This is a genomic window from Bacteroides sedimenti (genome assembly GCF_040365225.1).
Taxonomy (GTDB): domain Bacteria; phylum Bacteroidota; class Bacteroidia; order Bacteroidales; family Bacteroidaceae; genus Bacteroides; species Bacteroides sedimenti.
Map to the genome: position 1 here is coordinate 1,551,604 of NZ_AP028055.1, position 17,386 is coordinate 1,568,989.

At 38.8% G+C, this 17,386-nt stretch carries 14 protein-coding genes and 2 pseudogenes; 3 read left to right on the forward strand and 13 right to left on the reverse strand.

The window, feature by feature from the left end; translation table 11 throughout:
• The first annotated feature begins 731 nt into the window (after positions 1–731).
• Entirely contained in the window at positions 732–1,856 is a 1,125-nt protein-coding gene (locus tag ABWU87_RS06300) for a TlpA disulfide reductase family protein (RefSeq protein WP_353334138.1), read from the forward strand.
• 326 nt (positions 1,857–2,182) lie between these two features.
• On the opposite strand, the gene ABWU87_RS06305 is transcribed toward ABWU87_RS06300, so the two are convergent.
• From ABWU87_RS06305 to ABWU87_RS06355, 12 genes and pseudogenes are all read right to left on the reverse strand, one after another.
• On the reverse strand, positions 2,183–3,049 hold the full coding sequence (locus tag ABWU87_RS06305) for a DKNYY domain-containing protein (protein ID WP_353334139.1): 867 nt from the start codon (positions 3,047–3,049) through the stop codon (positions 2,183–2,185).
• A gap of 91 nt (positions 3,050–3,140) precedes the next feature.
• Positions 3,141–4,058 (reverse strand): tetratricopeptide repeat protein, encoded by a 918-nt coding sequence (locus ABWU87_RS06310; RefSeq protein ID WP_353334140.1) that lies wholly within the window; start codon positions 4,056–4,058, stop codon positions 3,141–3,143.
• 11 nt (positions 4,059–4,069) lie between these two features.
• A complete protein-coding gene (locus tag ABWU87_RS06315) occupies positions 4,070–5,149 on the reverse strand; it encodes a hypothetical protein (RefSeq protein ID WP_353334141.1) in 1,080 nt (359 codons plus the stop codon).
• A gap of 463 nt (positions 5,150–5,612) precedes the next feature.
• Positions 5,613–6,122: a hypothetical protein gene (locus tag ABWU87_RS06320; protein WP_353334142.1), complete on the reverse strand. Its 510-nt coding sequence runs from the start codon at positions 6,120–6,122 to the stop codon at positions 5,613–5,615.
• Positions 6,123–6,279: 157 nt separating this feature from the next.
• Entirely contained in the window at positions 6,280–7,401 is a 1,122-nt protein-coding gene (hisB, locus tag ABWU87_RS06325) for a bifunctional histidinol-phosphatase/imidazoleglycerol-phosphate dehydratase HisB (protein ID WP_353334143.1), read from the reverse strand.
• Between the two features lie 9 nt (positions 7,402–7,410).
• Complete coding sequence (gene hisC / locus ABWU87_RS06330) at positions 7,411–8,448, reverse strand: histidinol-phosphate transaminase (protein WP_353334144.1); 1,038 nt, start codon at positions 8,446–8,448, stop codon at positions 7,411–7,413.
• Positions 8,449–8,452: 4 nt separating this feature from the next.
• Entirely contained in the window at positions 8,453–9,739 is a 1,287-nt protein-coding gene (hisD, locus tag ABWU87_RS06335; RefSeq protein ID WP_353334145.1) for a histidinol dehydrogenase, read from the reverse strand.
• Between the two features lie 4 nt (positions 9,740–9,743).
• Complete coding sequence (gene hisG / locus ABWU87_RS06340) at positions 9,744–10,595, reverse strand: ATP phosphoribosyltransferase (protein ID WP_353334146.1); 852 nt, start codon at positions 10,593–10,595, stop codon at positions 9,744–9,746.
• A 240-nt stretch (positions 10,596–10,835) separates the two neighbouring features.
• Positions 10,836–11,330: a PaaI family thioesterase gene (locus ABWU87_RS06345; protein ID WP_353334147.1), complete on the reverse strand. Its 495-nt coding sequence runs from the start codon at positions 11,328–11,330 to the stop codon at positions 10,836–10,838.
• A gap of 21 nt (positions 11,331–11,351) precedes the next feature.
• Positions 11,352–12,776: pseudogene (locus ABWU87_RS06350) on the reverse strand (protein-disulfide reductase DsbD family protein); the annotation flags it as partial.
• A 152-nt stretch (positions 12,777–12,928) separates the two neighbouring features.
• Positions 12,929–13,379, reverse strand: a pseudogene (locus tag ABWU87_RS14920) (protein-disulfide reductase DsbD domain-containing protein); the annotation flags it as partial.
• Positions 13,380–13,395: 16 nt separating this feature from the next.
• Positions 13,396–13,695: a Dabb family protein gene (locus tag ABWU87_RS06355; RefSeq protein WP_353334149.1), complete on the reverse strand. Its 300-nt coding sequence runs from the start codon at positions 13,693–13,695 to the stop codon at positions 13,396–13,398.
• Positions 13,696–13,799: 104 nt separating this feature from the next.
• On the opposite strand from ABWU87_RS06355, the gene udk reads away from it, so the two are divergent.
• On the forward strand, positions 13,800–14,417 hold the full coding sequence (gene udk, locus ABWU87_RS06360) for a uridine kinase (protein WP_353334150.1): 618 nt from the start codon (positions 13,800–13,802) through the stop codon (positions 14,415–14,417).
• Between the two features lie 8 nt (positions 14,418–14,425).
• Complete coding sequence (locus ABWU87_RS06365; protein WP_353334151.1) at positions 14,426–15,808, forward strand: transglycosylase SLT domain-containing protein; 1,383 nt, start codon at positions 14,426–14,428, stop codon at positions 15,806–15,808.
• 352 nt (positions 15,809–16,160) lie between these two features.
• On the opposite strand, the gene ABWU87_RS06370 is transcribed toward ABWU87_RS06365, so the two are convergent.
• Positions 16,161–17,243: a phosphotransferase enzyme family protein gene (locus tag ABWU87_RS06370; protein WP_353334152.1), complete on the reverse strand. Its 1,083-nt coding sequence runs from the start codon at positions 17,241–17,243 to the stop codon at positions 16,161–16,163.
• Positions 17,244–17,386 lie beyond the last annotated feature (143 nt).

The following is a 17,386-nucleotide window of genomic DNA, read 5'->3' on the forward strand; positions in this document are numbered from 1 at the left end:
TTTGCTATTAGGTTACTCGGCGAGCAGTAAATTTACAGAAGAAAAATTGCATATATTGCTATATATCAACATTATAGATAAGCATAAAGAAAGAGATGGAGAGCTTATTGCTTCATAGAACAACCAGTTTTGTAAACTTTTTTAGTGGCAGTGTGGCAGAGGAAACATCCTTTTTCCAATTCTGTAAATCGTAATTCGAAAAAAAATCTTTTTGAAGAATTTTCATTTTTCATTTTCTGAAACCGTAATATAGACAATTTTACTGCCACACTGCCACTAAAATTATTTACATGTAGGGAAACCTGATGATTTATCAATGAAATTCAGTCCGGAATGGGTTAAACCTATTTCTTTTCAATAGTCTTTAAATAAATGATATACACTCTTTTTTAAACAACGTACGTACAAAAAGGAAGCTTAGTTTCATCTATCATTATTTTATCGCCAACTTCACTAAATTGTACATAGTATAAAAAGGTGTGATTTGAAAACAATTATATATTATAATTGACATTACAATTCCTGGAAGAGCATTATAAACGTAGCTTTCTAAGCCTTGCATAAATCTAAATAAACTTTTATAAATAGAATTAATAATAAAAAACAAAAAAAAGAAGAATAACGAATTATGTTTTTATATTTGTGCTTGAGGAATGGGTAGTATTACAACAATCGCCTGTTATTTCTCGAATAATATCTTTTCTTTAAATTAATAATCAAATATTTAAAACATGAAAAAGTGTTGTATATTACTTCCTTTACTATTTTTACTAATAACTAATTCGTTTGGGCAAAAAGCGAAACAACCGAACTTTAAAATTAATGGTACCATAAACGCAGATTCAGGAACGGTGCGCCTCTTTTTTTACCGTGAATATATTCCAAACAAAGAAAAAGTGTTGGAAGCGCAAATTAAGAATAATAAATTCTCAATATCAGGATATATCCCTGAACCGCAAAGTGTTTCAATTCGTATCGACGAACGTTATCGATCATCGGATTTTATTATCGAAAAAGGGCCGCAAACCATTTCTATAAATATAGATTCGATAGATAAAACACCTGACGTTAATAACAAGACAATGATTAATGAATATCCTAAATTCTCAGCCTTTTGTGATCCAATAAACATTAAGAATGAATTATACGACCATAGATGTGATAGTTTATTAAAGCTATATAATTACAACTTACCCGAATCAATAAAATCTGATCTAAGAAAAGAAAGCGACATAATATACGAAGAAAGCCATAAATTTCATTTGCAATACAGCAAAATGAATCCAAACTCCAATGTTGCATTTTGGATGCTTATTCGTAAAATGGGCTGGGGATACGAACCAATTTTTGATTCCATTTACAACTGCTTTTCTAATGAACTTAAAAACAGCTATGCCGGTAAGGTTTTAAGCAGAAAGCTTAAAATTGGCAGCGTGCTTTCAGTAGGAAAACAATTCCCGCTCTTGCAGTGTGTAAACACCAACAATGAAAAGTTTACGTTGGATATTTTCTCAAAGAATAATTTAACATTAGTTGATTTTTGGTACAGCCAATGCAATCCATGCAGGTCACAATTCAATACTTTGAAAGACTTGTATAAACAATTTAGTGACAAAGGTTTTGAAATAATTGGAATATCTGTTGATAGAGCTACAAACAAAGAACTTTGGGAGAATACTATTATCAACGATAAACTTATTTGGAAACAATACTGGGACAAAGATACAAAAGAGGCAAATAGGTTATCTATTAATGCTTTCCCAACTAATTTCCTGATAGACAGCACTGGGAAAATAATTGCAAAAAATATTACTTTGGGTGAGTTGGAGAAGCTCTTAAACAAAAGTTTAAAATAATAAATCCCGCTCATGATGAAGGAGAAATTCTTTCCAGAGAAAACTTAAAAGGATTAGATGCTGGAATTATTTTGCCACAATAAACAGTTTATTGGCTATAATTGGTCAAGTCGGACGCAAAAATAAAGAAAAATGGCAATAAATGTCTGTAAAGCACATTGTAAATAAGCTATACTACATCATAGAGTGAAAGCAATATGTTTTCACTCTATGTCTAATTATATTCTCGTAAATTTCAACTTGTATAATTTAGTGTTACATGCAGCGCTCCAAACGGTACCAACAAGGCACTATCTTAAATTAATCGTTTTTTTATTTATATAATCTTATTTTACAATACGATCTCTTTTATAAACATGTTTGGCATCATGAGCAGAATCAAGACAATCAACACGGAAAGTTTTAAAATCAGCTTTAACTAACGGCTTATGATTATAATAAATTCTATGACGATCTTTACCATAATTATAATTTAGAGCAACAAAACTTTTTACATCAGCCTCTTCAACCACAAGAGAGTCATAATAAACCTTCTCCTTATCAGCCATATATGGCGATTCAAGAACAGAATTACCCTCTTTCAAAACATGAAATGTTTTATAATCGGCAAGTGGATATCTCATTGGAGCTGTATCTTTTAACCCAGAAAGAGAAATCAAATAATAATATTTTTTATCCTTGCGTACGAATCCAAAATGATCCACGCGTACAAAAGTTTTAATATCATAAACATGAAAAGGAAAGTTTTTATAGTACACATCTTTTCCATCCGTATAATTGTCATCCTTATTTTTATGAAAAGAATCAGGATTTGCACCTGATACAATACCTGAAATTAAACTATCAGAGCGTGCATATGCTTCATAATAGAAAACGTGCTTGCTATCTTTTCCGTATAACCAGTCTATCGATTCAAACGTTTTGGGGTCTGCATCGAAAATAATATTGTCTTTATAATAAACATGATTCTTATCCTTTCCGCAATCTGATTTATCACATATTTGAAATGTTTTAGGATCAGCACCTTTAATAAGCCATTCACGAGGCTCTGAACTAACAACAGGATTCCAAGAATAACGATAAACTCCATCTTTTTTAATACGGTACCCTTCGCCATAATCTTCACAGCCAAGCAATTGAAGTATTATACAGGTAAAAAACATATATTTAAATAACGACTTTCTCTTTTTCATTATTATATTTTCATTTTAAACATTTCTAAGAAATTCATATCCAGCAAACTGATTATTAATAACATCTATTATGTAATCATGCCTATCGGTTTCACTTCTCCATTTTCTTTAACAGTTCAATTTGCTGTTTTGCATATTCTTTGGATTGGTCATCGCCATATTTCAATACTTTTTCGTAATATTTGATTGCTTTCTGACATTTCCCTTTCAGCTTGTATGCCTGAGCGATGTTGCTTAATACGATATAATCTTTGCCATCTATTTTTTCGGCTTTCAATAATGCCTCCAGCGCTTTATCATATTCCTTTTTCAGCATGTAAACAATGGATAAGTTCGACAGACTCTCAACATGGTTTGGATTTTGTTTGAGAACGGCCTCCGCAATTGCTTTCATGTTGTCCAACAACGTATCATCTTCGGTATTATAAATTTGAAGTACATATTTCTGAACGGTACTCAACAGGAACTTTTCAGGATCTTCAACCGGAGTATTTTCGGTCCATACCCATTTGTTATCAATCTTCGCCGAATAGTCGATTGTTTTAATTATTTCGTCCGTGAATTTCGCATAATCTTTAATCAGTCCGAATACGTAGACTTTTCCAAAGCGCATATCCAGGCGGGAAGGATATCTTTCAATCCCTTTATCAATGAAGGTAAGGCCTTTGCCTAAAAACTCTTTATCATAGTAAGTCTCGTCATAAATATATCCCACCGGCTCTTTCACGGTAGAATCCTTGTCCATAATTTGAAAAACAATTTCGCCTTTGGGAGTATTCCCCAACGTGATAAGCTCCTTCTTGCTTTTGTTAACATAGTAATTAAAGTAGGCTACATATAATTCGGGATCGTCGTTTTTCGCTTTCTCCCATTTTTGGAGCAACTGCAATTGCCCTATTGTATCTCCTTTAGAGAAGAGCTCACCAAACTTCTTATTAAAATCTTGTGCATAGGCTTGATTAAAGGATAGCAACAAACCCATGATAAATGTGGTTGTCAATTTTTTCATAGTATTTAGTTTTATTCGCAATATTTCTTCATAGCATCTATTATCTTCTGTTTTGTACACCCCAGCTCAATGCATCTTTTCAGATCACTACATATCTTCACCTTCTCGTCTGCAGGAATTTCAATATTTTCTTTAGCAGGATAAATCGAGACTTCGCTATTCTGACTTAATACCCGACTGTCTTTGAACTCGTATTTCCGGATTAGTGCAAAAGCCCTGTTGCCAAAAGCTTCCATGTATAATGGTTCCAAACTGATGGCTTTGTCAAAATCAAGAACTGCTTCATCAAACTTGAAATCGTATAAATAAGCTGTTCCCCTATAAAAATAGTTTTCAGTTAAATTAGAATTCAGTTCAACAGCTTTGGTATAATAAACTACGGCTTTGGCATAATCTCCTGTTTCAAAAGCCTCTTGACCTTTTTCTACAAAGGAGTTTACCAGAATTGCATCTTTTGAAAGTTTGGGTTTCCCTGATTTGAATTCCACCGACAACTTGATAGCTCCGGTGGAATACCACATTTGCCAAAAGCCATCTTCTTTTCCATTTTTGAAGACTCCCTTTTGTTGTAATTTGCCATTAGGGAAAAACTGTCCACTCTCTCCATCTGCTATTCCATTGGAGTAATTTCTATAAAACTTTAAACCTCCATCTTTATAGTATGCATTAGTAAGCCCATCTACAAGCCCTTTTTTCAGAAAACCGTCCCGTTCTTTTATTCCGTTCAGATAATAGTCTATCACTCTTCCTGTATATGGGGTTGATGAACCAATCAAACACCATTTCCCCTCTTTTTGATACATTCTTTTTGTCGTCGGAATTCTTCTTATCTCTTCGGATCGTTTTGTATATTCCTTCGTGAAAACAAAAATAATTTTATCAAAATCATAGATTTTATACTCGCCGAAATCAGCTTTGTTTGTAATGACATTCAAATGATCTACCGTATTTTCAGACAGAGTACCTTCCTCTTCATTTATATTTCCGAATACAGGAATTGAATCGACAACAAATAAGGTTTTATCCTGATTTTCTTGCCCATAGACTGAAATAGACATGAATGTCATTAAACAGAATAATATTTGTTTCATAAGTATTTTATTTATAAAATGGCAACAAACAGCTTAGGCATATTTTTAAAATGGGATTGTTGCCTGGTCAACTTTTAAACGGCATAAATGTAGACAAAATAAGTTGATATCCCAATGCTTACTTTAAATATATTTTTATTTCATATTAATTCATTGGGTGATTTCCTGGCTGGTGGTGCATGCGAAACCTGTGCAATGCCGGCTTTTAAAACAGCTCTCTCATAGCTTCCACATATTTTACCAAAAACCATAAAACGACAGGTGCGCGACTTCTATAAAGTCACGCGCTTTTAGAGCGAAAGTCACGCATCTATATACCACTGATATACATACACATACAGCCTTTCTGCGTGACTTGCGCGACTTGCGCGACTTTTAAAAAACAATTATATGGGGAAATGAGATGCCTGCTAGCTATGATTTATGCTCTCTATTATTTTTTTTCGGTTAGTAGTGAAAGCCATCAATGTGCTTTTTTACTGTTCCCTTCTATATAGGTAAAGAAATTAATGCCATCACGAGACATCTCGAATTTTGTATTAATCATTCCATTGTCTAATAAAGTGTAAATAAGACGAAAAACAGGAGCGTTATCCATTTTTTCGCTTGTTAAAGTGATGGACTTATCAGAGCAGGTAACCTGGTAATGAATAACATGTCCTTCGTTGTCAAAATAGATTGCCTGGGAGCTCTTTTCTTTCACATTGGGATAAACAATCATAATATCATCATGAATAACGGCAGGTTTCTGTTCTGTAGCAGGATACTCTGAATGGCTTTTCCGGACAATTACGTTTTTATCCAGTTCATAAGAAAAGGAGAAAGTGCCTCCACCTTGTCCGGGCTGTCCGCTACCTTCGCCTACCCACTCTCCCATTAACCAGCTCCAACTATTCCAATCTGCTTTTTGTTGTCCAAATGCTACGGTAGTTATTGTTAAAAATGCAATTATAAGAAGAATTCTAGTTTTCATAATATTTTGTTTTAAAAACAAATATAGGAAGTTTTACCTATTCGCCCCAATAAAACGCATCTGATTATTGTATGTATTAATAAACAACAATGCAGAGAAAGTTGCTTGACTTTCTCCGCATTGCACTAAACCTATAAAAAGAGATTACTAGTCTCGATTAGAGCATTCCTTTGGTTGAAGGCAGTTCAAAATGATAAATATCTCTCTTTATCGCCATCTTCAGGGCACGGGCCAGAGCTTTGAAGATTCCTTCGATCTTGTGATGCTCGTTCTGCCCTTCGGCTTTGATGTTCAGATTCATTTTTGCAGCATCGCTCAGGGATTTAAAGAAATGCAGGAACATTTCGGTAGGCATCTCTCCTATCTTCTCGCGTTTGAATTCTGCATCCCATACCAGCCAAGGGCGTCCGCCAAAGTCGAGTGCCACCTGACACAGGCAGTCGTCCATCGGCAAACAATAGCCATAACGTTCGATGCCGCGCTTGCTACCCAAAGCTTTATAGATGCATTCGCCCAGTGCAATGGCTGTATCTTCAATGGTGTGGTGTTCGTCCACCTCCAAATCGCCTTTTACCCTGATAGTTAAGTCCATCCCCGAATGTTTGCCGATTTGCTCGAGCATATGGTCAAAGAATCCCAGTCCGGTAGAGATATTGCACGTTCCTGATCCGTCTAAGTTTATTTTAATCAGAATATCGGTTTCTTTAGTTGTTCGCTGCACTTGAGCGGTACGTTCACCGGCGAAAAGGAATTCGGTAACACGGTCCCAGTCGGCAGTTACCAAAACACATACATCTTCGAGCCCTTTACGTTTCAACTCATCAGTTGAATCCTGCATAAAGATGGCTTTGCACCCAATATTCTTTGCCAGCTGAACATCTGTAATGCGATCGCCAATAACAAAGCTTCCGGCCAAATCATACGCACCTTCCTGCAGGTATTTCCCCATCATTCCGATTCCCGGTTTGCGGTTGGGACTCTTCTCTTCGGGCATGCTGGGGTCGATGAGGATGTCATCGAACGTGATTCCTTCGTTCTCGAATGCTTTCAGCATTTTGTTGTGTGCCGGCCAAAAGGTGTGTTCCGGGAAAGAGTCTGTACCTAGCCCATCCTGGTTGGTAACCATCACAAATTCAAAATCGAGTTTGCTTCTGATAAATCCGAGATTTCGGAAAACCTTGGGGTAAAACTCCAGCTTATCGAGCGAATCGAGCTGATAATCAACTGGCGGCTCAATAACCAGCGTCCCGTCTCTATCTATAAATAGTACTTTCTTCATGCCCATATGTTATTTGTATTGTTGTAATGCCTCAATCAGTTGGTCGTTCTCCTGACGGGTACCAACAGTTATCCGCAGACAATCCTTGCAAAGAGCTATGGAACTGCGGTTGCGGACAATAATGCCTTTGCCCACCAAGTAGTTATAAATGGACTTTGCATCGGTTACTTTGGTCAGGAAAAAGTTGGCATCCGTAGGATAGATTTTTTCCACACAAGGTAGTGCAGTAAAGGCTTCTATCAGATATGAACGTTCACCAATCAGTTTTTTCACCCACGCTTCTACCTGGTCGTATTTCTTCAGCACTTGCATCGCTTGTTGTTGAGTAAGCTGGTTTACATTATAGGGATACTTTATCTTGTTGAGAATATCGATAATGTCTCTGGAAGCGAAGGCCATCCCCAGACGAATTGCAGCGCATCCCCCTGCTTTGGAAAATGTTTGAAGTACAATCAGATTTGGATGTTTATCCAGTTCGGAAAGGAAAGAAGGCTTGTCTGAGAAATCGATGTAGGCCTCATCCAGAACAACCAGCCCTTCGAAAGAATTAAGAACTTTCTCAATTTCCGAACGCAACAATTCGTTACCCGTAGGATTATTGGGCGAGCACAGGAAAATCAGTTTAGTATGCTCATCGGTGGCGGTAAGAATTTCATCGGCCGAGAATTGAAAATCTTCATTGAGTAACACTTTGCGATACTCCACATTGTTCACATCGGCACACACTTGGTACATTCCGTAAGTTGGGTCGATGGCAACCACATTATCTTTATCGGGTTCACAAAAAGCGCGAAACACCAAGTCGATGGCTTCATCGCTGCCGTTGCCCAGGAAGATACTCTCTGGTTTCACTCTCTTGATGGGAGCAATCATTTCCTTCAGGTCTCGTTGCAAAGGGTCGGGATAGCGGTTGAACGGAGTGTTATAGGGATTCTCATTGGCATCAAGAAAAACAGAAGCCTCCACTCCTTTATATTCGTCACGGGCCGAAGAGTAGGGTTTCAGTTCCCAGATGTTCGGACGCGTTAATTCTTTTAATGCTTTCATGGTTTTATGATTTTAATGTATTAAGCCTTACGGTGACTGCATTCTTGTGTGCATCCAGTTGCTCGTTGGCAGCCATAATTTCGATGGCCGGGCCAATGGTTTGAATGCCTTCGCGACTGATCTCCTGGAAGGTGATTTTACGGATAAAGCTATCGAGGCTGACTCCGCTGTAAGCCTTGGCATATCCGTTGGTAGGAAGTGTATGGTTGGTGCCCGAAGCATAGTCGCCCGCACTCTCGGGAGTAAGCGACCCAAGGAATACCGACCCGGCGTTGGAGATTCTTTCTGCTACCGCCATGTAATCTTCCGTCTCCAGAATAAGATGCTCGGGGGCATAATCGTTGGTCATTTCGATGGCCTCATCCAGATTATTCACGAGAATCAGTTTGCTGTTTTCCAAAGATTTTGAAGCAATCTCTTTCCGAGGAAGACGTGCAAGCTGTTGTTCCACCTCTTCGACCACCTTTTCTATTAAAGCAGGAGAAGTAGTAATCAGTATTGCCTGACTATCCACCCCATGTTCGGCCTGAGACAAAAGATCGGCAGCCACAAAAGCCGGATTGGCAGAGGCATCGGCAAGTACTTCTACCTCCGACGGACCGGCGGGCATATCGATAGCAACATCGCGTAGAGAGACAAGTTGCTTGGCGGCAGTTACGTACTGATTTCCCGGACCGAAGATTTTATAAACCTTGGGGACCGATTCTGTACCATATGCCATGGCGGCAATAGCCTGTACCCCACCCGCTTTGAAGATTTTGCTCACACCTGCCTGACTGGCGGCGAACAGAATAGCTGGGTGAACTTTTCCTTCACGGTTGGGAGGTGTGCAAAGCACAATCTCCTTGCATCCTGCAATACGTGCCGGAACAGCGAGCATCAGAACCGTAGAGAAGAGAGGGGCCGTTCCGCCCGGAACATACAATCCCACCTTTTCAATTCCCACTGCTTTCTGCCAGCAAACCACTCCCGGGCGAGTTTCCACCTTCTTTCCTGTGAATACTTGTGCCCTGTGAAATGTATCAATATTCTCTTTTGCAAGCAGGATGGCAGCTTTTAACTCTTCGCTGACCAGCGCTTCGGCTTCGCGAAGTTCTTCGGGTGTAACCGCCAGATTGCCGAGCTGCACCTTATCAAAGGTAGCTTCATACTCCAGAACAGCCTGATCGCCTTCACTCTTTACACGGTTCAGGATGCCCAGAACCGTATCATTGAGACTGTCGGTGTTGAGTGCAGGGCGTTTCAGGATTTCCTGCCAATCTTCTTTTTTCGGATAGTTGATTACTTTCATAGTATTAAAGAATCATTTTTTCGATAGGTAGAACCAGAATGCCTTCAGCTCCGAGGGATTTCAGCTTACCGATGATTTCCCAGAAACTCTTTTCGTCGAGCACGGTGTGTACCGAGCACCAATCTTCCTGAGCAAGCGGCATCACTGTGGGACTCTTCATTCCGGGAAGCACCTCAATTATTTCTTTCAGCTTATCTTTCGGAGCATTCATTAGCACATATTTCTTGTCCTCGGCCGTTTTTACTGCATCCATACGGAACAGCAACTCTTCGAGAATCTCCTTGTTTTCAGACGACATTTTCTTGTAACCGATTAGCAATGCCTCCGACTTCATGATTACTTCTACCTCTTTCAGGCGGTTGCTTACCAATGTAGAACCTGAGCTGACAATATCAAAAATGGCATCAGCCAGTCCGATACCCGGAGCTACCTCCACAGAACCATTGATCACGTGAATCTCTGTCTCTACTCCGTTGGCTTTCATAAATTTCTCAAGAATAACCGGATATGAAGTTGCAATCTTCTTACCATTGAACCAAGAAAGTCCGGGGTATTCAATATCTTTAGGAATAGCCAGAGAAAGACGGCATTTGCTAAAGCCAAGTCGTTTCACGATTTCGGCATCTTCGTTCTTCTCAACATATTCATTTTCGCCCACAATACCCAGATCGGCAACTCCGGTAGCTACTGCCTGTGGAATATCATCATCACGAAGGTACAACACCTCGACAGGGAAATTGGTTGACTGAACAAGGAGGGATCTCTTGTGTGAACTTAGTTTAATGTCTGATTCTTCAAAAAGGGCCATTGTTTCTTCGAATAAACGACCTTTAGCTTGTACGGCAATTCTTAGCATAAGTTTATTGTATTTTTAATTATTAAGCAATAACAAAAAAAAGGCTCACCAATACGGTAAGCCTTCTTTTATCTCATATATATATACACAAGCTATACGCCCACCGATGAATCGTCAGGAAAATGATGATGATGATGATGTGTAGCTGTAATAATCATGCTGTTTTTTATTTATTAATGCGACAAAAGTAAACTAATCTATTTGTTTCTCCAAATAATTATCACAAAAAGATGTTAGTTTCTAGCAATTTATTTGTTTGACCTCCTTTTCTTCCACTTCGCAGCCCATGAAAGCCATCTCCTCTTTCACCTTATCCTGAGAGAAAGTGAAGTAGGTACAAATGGCTTTAGTACAGAGTTCGCCGGCGGCATTGTACAACCGACCCTCAATTACTACCAAGTTGCGTTTTACTTCCTGAATTGTAGCACGAAGTGTTAGAAAAGCATCGTTGGTGCTGACCGCTTTCATGTAACGCGTCTCCATCTTGGAGGTTACTCCTGTGGTCTGTAATTTCCGCAGAATAGCCCAGGCACATATTTCGTCGAGTAAAACAGCCTGAATACCGCCATGAAGAGTATCAATCCATCCTTGAAACTGCGGTTGAGGTTTCCATACGCTGACAATCTCATCGCCATCTTCATAGAAATCCATCTGCAGTCCGCTAGTATTCTTTTTGGAACAACCAAAACAGTTGTACCCTTCTTTATTACTCCATGGATTAATTATCTTCTTCATGACATCAATATTTTAAGCTAGTTATTTCTTGTAATTTGCCAGACCTTTCTTAAGGAACTCAACATACTTGCCAATGTCTTCATTGTAAGAGTATGATCTGTTTAGCGGTTTGCCTTCATTGTTCAGCAACACATAAAATGGCTGAGCATTTGAGCCGAACTTGGTTCTTTGTAAATAGCTCCATTTGTCGCCAATAGTACGCAGAATTCTCTCGGTTCCGTTTTCTGTAACAGTAATCGGTGCAGGAAGAGGTCTCTTATCGTCTACATATAATGAAATCAAAACATAATCGTTCTCGATAATGCTGCTTACCTTTGGGTCAATCCATACGGCAAGCTCCATCTTACGACAGTTTACACAGCCAAACCCTGTAAAGTCGACCATAACTGGCTTTCCTTGTTCCTGGGCATATTTCATTCCGGCATCATAATCATCAAACTTGGCATGTATCTCTTTGGTATAAAGATTAAAATCCTGCGTATTCATCGGAGGTGAGAAAGCACTCACTGCCTTCAAAGGTGCGCCCCACAATCCCGGAACCATATACACGGCAAAAGCCAGTGAAATCATGGCCAGGAAGAATGAAGGTACCGACACCTTACCATCTTCATCATCGTGCGGGAAACGGATCTTGCCCAACAGATAGAATCCGAGCAAGGCAAAGATTACAATCCAAAGAGCAAGGAAGGTTTCACGGTCGAGCAATCTCCAGCCATAAGCCAAGTCGGCCACCGAGAAGAACTTCAGGGCAAAGGCAAGCTCAAGGAAACCTAATACCACCTTAACCTTATTCATCCATCCGCCCGAACGTGGCATAGATTTCAGCCATGAAGGGAAGAGGGCGAACAGTGTGAAAGGCAAAGCCAATGCGATGGCAAAGCCAAGCATTCCGACTGCCGGTGCAACAATGCTACCTGTAGTGGATACCTCTACCAGCAAGAATCCGATGATAGGACCAGTGCAGGAGAAGGAAACAAGAGTAAGTGTGAAAGCCATCAGGAAGATGCTGAGCAATCCACTTGTTTTCTCGGCTTTACTATCCACTTTAGTACTCCAGGATGATGGCAGTGTAATTTCGAACGCCCCAAAGAAGGAGGCGGCAAAAACTACCAGCATCAGGAAGAAGAGAATATTAAATACCGCATTTGTAGAAAGAGCATTCAATGCACTTGCTCCGAAAAGCAATGTCACGGCAAGCCCAAGAGCCAGATAAATTACAATGATAGACGCACCATACAGAATTGCATCACGAATTCCTTTCTTTCTATTCTGCGAACGCTTCAAGAAGAAACTCACCGTCATAGGGATTATAGGCCATACACAAGGTGTGAAAAGAGCCAGTAATCCTCCAAGAAAACCAGTTACAAAAATATATATCCAAGAAAGGTTTTTATGATCAACACCACCTCCAAAGCTTTGAAGTTCTTTAATTACAGGCTTCCAGTAATTGGAAACTGCAACTGAATCTGAAACCGCTATGGTATCTGATGCAGCAGTTACTTTCAACGTATCTACCAACTGAGAGGCATTTTCCTGTTGTGCTGCATCATTTGTAGCTTCACCAGCCAATGCGGCCTCTTTTACAGCCTTTGCACTTCCTTTACCCTTAAAATTAAAGGGAACAGAGGTGGGTGGTAAACAGTTTTCATCATTGCAGGCTCCATATTCCAGATAACCCTTGATGCTGTAGTTCGCCCCTGTTATCTTTATTTTTTGAGAGAGAACTACTTTATTTTCAAAGTAGCGTACATTCATCTCAAACAATTTATCGAATTTAGCAATCTCTTTGGTGAGTGGAGTCAGTTTACCTTCCAGTTTGGCTCCTTCAATCTTTTCTACATTAAATGTTGCAGAGATAGGTCCTCCAGAAGGAAGATTCACTGAGTACACATGCCATCCCTCGTCAATAGTTCCGGTAAAGCGGATTTCTACTTCTGTCTCGCTGATGTTCTTTAATTCTGTCTTAAAGCTGACAGGATCAAGCATTTGAGCAGAAGCTGGTCCTATCAGGACGAACAACAGTAAAAATATAGATAATATTTTTCTCATTCAATTTAAATTTTAATCAAAACTCATAATCTACACATGCACGATTTTCCTTTACTTCCGCAAGAATCTTACCAGCAGCAACGTGCAACGGATGTTTAGCATAGTAGTTAACATCTTCCAATGAGTCGAATTCACTTACCAGAGCAATATCATAAGCCTCAGCAGGATTCATATTAAATCTTACTTCAATACTACGGATGACATCAATATCTTTGGGTAAAGCTTCGATGGCATCTTTAAATTGGTTCATTACTGCAAGCTTTTCACTTTCGGATTCCATTTTTTTTAACTGAAACAATACAATGTGTCGTACCATACGTTGTTTTATTAATTAATTATGCTATTTTTGTGAATAGTTCTAGTTCTATTTATGAACTGTGCACAAAATTAAGTTATTTGTTTAAATTACAATCTAAATACATGTTAATAATAGGAATTGCCGGTGGAACGGGATCCGGAAAATCAACCGTAGTTCGAAAAATTTTTGAAAGCCTGCCCAAGGATGAAGTAGTCTTACTTCCTCAAGACTCATATTACAAGGATAGTAGTCATGTTCCAGTAGAAGAAAGACAATTTATCAACTTCGACCATCCAGATTCTTTTGAGTGGGAATTACTTTCCAAACATATTCAGATGCTGAAAAAAGGAAACAGCATTGAACAGCCAACCTACTCTTACCTAACATGCACGCGTCAACCTGAGACCATTCACATTGAACCACGAGAGGTAATTATCGTTGAAGGAATTCTAGCCTTATGTGATGAAAAACTACGTAACTTAATGGATCTGAAAGTGTTTGTTGATGCCGACCCGGATGAACGACTTATTCGTGTAATAAACAGGGATATCGTGGAACGGGGGCGTACTGCCGAAATGGTAATGGAGAGATATACACGTATATTGAAGCCTATGCATCAGCAGTTTATAGAACCAACAAAAAGATATGCTGACCTGATTGTTCCGCAAGGTGGAAATAACCAGGTTGCTATTGATATATTGACGATGTTTATCGAAAAAAACATTGAACAGGATAAATAAAAGAAATTATGAACTATAGAATCCTTACCTTTTTCCTACTGATTTTATCATTAACCGCCTGCAAAAAAGAGCATAAATCTAAGCAAAAAGCAGAAGTTAATGATCTTCAAATGATAAAAAAGAGAGGGGAATTGGTAGTTTTAACTCTTTATAGCTCAACCTCCTACTTTATCTATCGTGGTCAGGAAATGGGGTTTCAGTACGAAGTAAGCCAGCAGTTCGCCAAATCACTGGGACTCAAAATTAAAGTTAAGGTGGCCAAGAATATTCCTGAGCTGGTGAAGAAACTAAAAAATGGTGAAGGGGATATGATTGCCTACAGCCTACCTTTTACCAAGGCCATGAAAGACAGCCTCACCTACTGCGGACTGGAAGTAATTACTCATCAAGTGATTGTACAACGAGATGATAGTAAAATAGAACCTTTGACAGATGTGACTCAACTGTTAGGAAAAGATGTTTATGTTAAACCAGGTAAGTATTACGACCGATTGGTGAATCTGGACAAAGAACTGGGTGGAGGTATCAAAATTCATAAAGATGATAATGACAGTATAACGATGGAAGATCTGATTGACCAGGTCTCAGAAGGGAAGATACACTATACTGTATGCGACAATGACCTGGCCAGATTGAATGCTACCTATTATTCAAATATTGACATATCACTGGCTGTCAGTTTTGATCAGCGCTCATCTTGGGCAGTAAGAAAGGATTGTCCGTTCCTGGCAAAAGCCGCTAACGAATGGTATAAGAAAAGCATCAATTCTTCTGATTATATTGCTAGTACAAAACGTTATTTTGAGACTCGCAAAATAATGGTACACTCTCCTATTCTCTCAATCCAAACCGGAAAAATATCCCGGTATGATAAACTGTTTAAAAAGTATGCTAAGATGATTGATTGGGACTGGCGGCTCCTTGCTTCGCTAGCCTACAATGAATCGAACTTCGACCCAAGAGCCGTTTCGTGGGCGGGAGCTAAAGGATTGATGCAACTGATGCCAGCAACAGCAAGAGCTATGGGTATGCCTTCAGGGCACGAAGAAGATCCTGAAGAAAGTGTAAAAGCTGCTGTGAAATATATTCAATCCATCAATAAAAGTCTGTGCATGATTCCCAATAAAAACGAGCGGCAGAACTTTATCCTTGCAGCCTATAATGCTGGCGTAGGACATATTTATGACGCAATGGCGCTGGCTGATAAATATGGTAAAAAAAAGTTTGTCTGGTACAACAATGTAGAGCATTATATCCTGCTAAAAAGCAACGAAGAGTTCTTTACCGATCCTGTATGTAGAAACGGATATTTTCGTGGTATTGAAACCTATAACTTCGTTCGCGACATTAATTCTCGTTATAAGGTTTACAAGAAGAAAATCAAGCATTAACCCTCTTTACCGAAAGAAGGATCTGCATATAATCCTCGCATTGCTTTTCGGAACTTTACTATGACTATTCATACAATTTTAAATAAGTATTAGTGCATTGCACGACTTCGAATTTCATTTATTGTGCTAATGAGCAAAAGGAACTGTGCAATCATTTTCACCAGAAATAAGCATTACATTTGTTGCTTTACATCAAGATTTTAGCAAATTGTTCTGGACAATATCGTTTATCATTGAAATTAACAACCGAAATTTTACTATAAACCTGATAAAGAAAAAGGGATAATCCGATTGGATTATCCCCTGCTGTTGTTTGTTGTGTGTTGTTAGATAAAGAAACGCTGCCCTGAAATTACAGGCAGCTTTTGATAAATTCTTCCATTTCCGGGAACTTCTCTTCGATACTCTGAAGCAGTTTAAATTGTGCTTTTGAGCGAACGAGATTATGTTCCGGATATTGTATTTTATAATATGTATCTCCGTTGATATAGTCGGCCAGGAAACGAACCAGCTGCATATATGGGAATAATGCCGCTGCGTATGGAAGATTTTCAATTTCTATGGGAAGAAGGAATGAACGAGCTGACTCCAAATAACCTTTAGTAAAGGCTTTGAATATCTCCATATTGAAATTCACATTTTCCAGGTTTTTATCATCTTCTGCTCCGGTATTAGCAGCAGAACGGAGGAAATCTCCATAATCAGAAAAGATGAAGCTAGGCATTACAGTATCAAGATCGATTACGCAAAGAACTTTACCGTCCTTATCGAACATCATGTTGTTTACTTTGGTATCGCAGTGGCAAACGCGTTTAGGTAGTTTTCCCTCTCTATACCAACGTTCTGCTTTACACATCTCTTCAGCACGTTTTTCAATCTCATCGATTAAATATTGAACTTCAGACAAACGACCTGCTGCATTTGCTGCAACAGCATCATGAAGCTGCTTCAACCGAAACTCCATATTATGAAAATCGGGAATTGTTTCGCCCAGTTTTTCGGGAATATCAGCCAGCATTGCCTGAAAATTACCGAAAGCTACACCTGCAGTATATGAGTTAGGTGCATCAACGGTTTCTTTTGTTATAGCACTGGCTATGAAGAGAGTTAATCTCCAATAGCTTGTTCCATCGAAATAATAGAGTTTATCGTCTTTTGTTGGAACCAAGGTAATCACCTTGCGGTCCAAATCAGTTTCATTCTGTTGTTCCAGCTTCTTACGGATGAAAGTAGTTACAGCAAATATATTATTCTGCAACATTTCGACATCCTGGAAAATAGCGTGGTTTATCCGCTGCAAAACATAGTTCTGACAATCATCTCCTGCTGTCCTTACTTCATAAGAATCATTAATAAGGCCAGCCCCCAATGGCAGAATCTGATCGACAACTCCACAGGTTTTGAACTGCGCGGCAATTTCATGTAGGTTATTCATGGTACTATTTTATTGAATATTGTAATATTACCGCAAATATATTAATTTTATTTATTAACAAGAATAGTTTTAGATAATATTCTAAATATTTTTAGAAAATATTTAGTCGCCATTCATTTTTATATTAAAATTAAAGACCTAAC

Excerpts from the sequence above, each read along its gene's own strand:
- ABWU87_RS06320 (WP_353334142.1), bottom strand. The coding sequence starts at position 6,122 with ATGAAAACTAGAATTCTTCTTATAATTGCATTTTTAACAATAACTACC.
- hisG (WP_353334146.1), bottom strand. The coding sequence starts at position 10,595 with ATGCTAAGAATTGCCGTACAAGCTAAAGGTCGTTTATTCGAAGAAACA.
- ABWU87_RS06300 (WP_353334138.1), top strand. The coding sequence starts at position 732 with ATGAAAAAGTGTTGTATATTACTTCCTTTACTATTTTTACTAATAACT.
- ABWU87_RS06310 (WP_353334140.1), bottom strand. The coding sequence starts at position 4,058 with ATGAAAAAATTGACAACCACATTTATCATGGGTTTGTTGCTATCCTTT.
- ABWU87_RS06365 (WP_353334151.1), top strand. The coding sequence starts at position 14,426 with ATGAACTATAGAATCCTTACCTTTTTCCTACTGATTTTATCATTAACC.
- ABWU87_RS06305 (WP_353334139.1), bottom strand. The coding sequence starts at position 3,049 with ATGAAAAAGAGAAAGTCGTTATTTAAATATATGTTTTTTACCTGTATA.
- udk (WP_353334150.1), top strand. The coding sequence starts at position 13,800 with ATGTTAATAATAGGAATTGCCGGTGGAACGGGATCCGGAAAATCAACC.
- ABWU87_RS06315 (WP_353334141.1), bottom strand. The coding sequence starts at position 5,149 with ATGAAACAAATATTATTCTGTTTAATGACATTCATGTCTATTTCAGTC.
- ABWU87_RS06355 (WP_353334149.1), bottom strand. The coding sequence starts at position 13,695 with ATGGTACGACACATTGTATTGTTTCAGTTAAAAAAAATGGAATCCGAA.
- ABWU87_RS06370 (WP_353334152.1), bottom strand. The coding sequence starts at position 17,243 with ATGAATAACCTACATGAAATTGCCGCGCAGTTCAAAACCTGTGGAGTT.
- hisB (WP_353334143.1), bottom strand. The coding sequence starts at position 7,401 with ATGAAGAAAGTACTATTTATAGATAGAGACGGGACGCTGGTTATTGAG.
- hisC (WP_353334144.1), bottom strand. The coding sequence starts at position 8,448 with ATGAAAGCATTAAAAGAATTAACGCGTCCGAACATCTGGGAACTGAAA.
- ABWU87_RS06345 (WP_353334147.1), bottom strand. The coding sequence starts at position 11,330 with ATGAAGAAGATAATTAATCCATGGAGTAATAAAGAAGGGTACAACTGT.
- hisD (WP_353334145.1), bottom strand. The coding sequence starts at position 9,739 with ATGAAAGTAATCAACTATCCGAAAAAAGAAGATTGGCAGGAAATCCTG.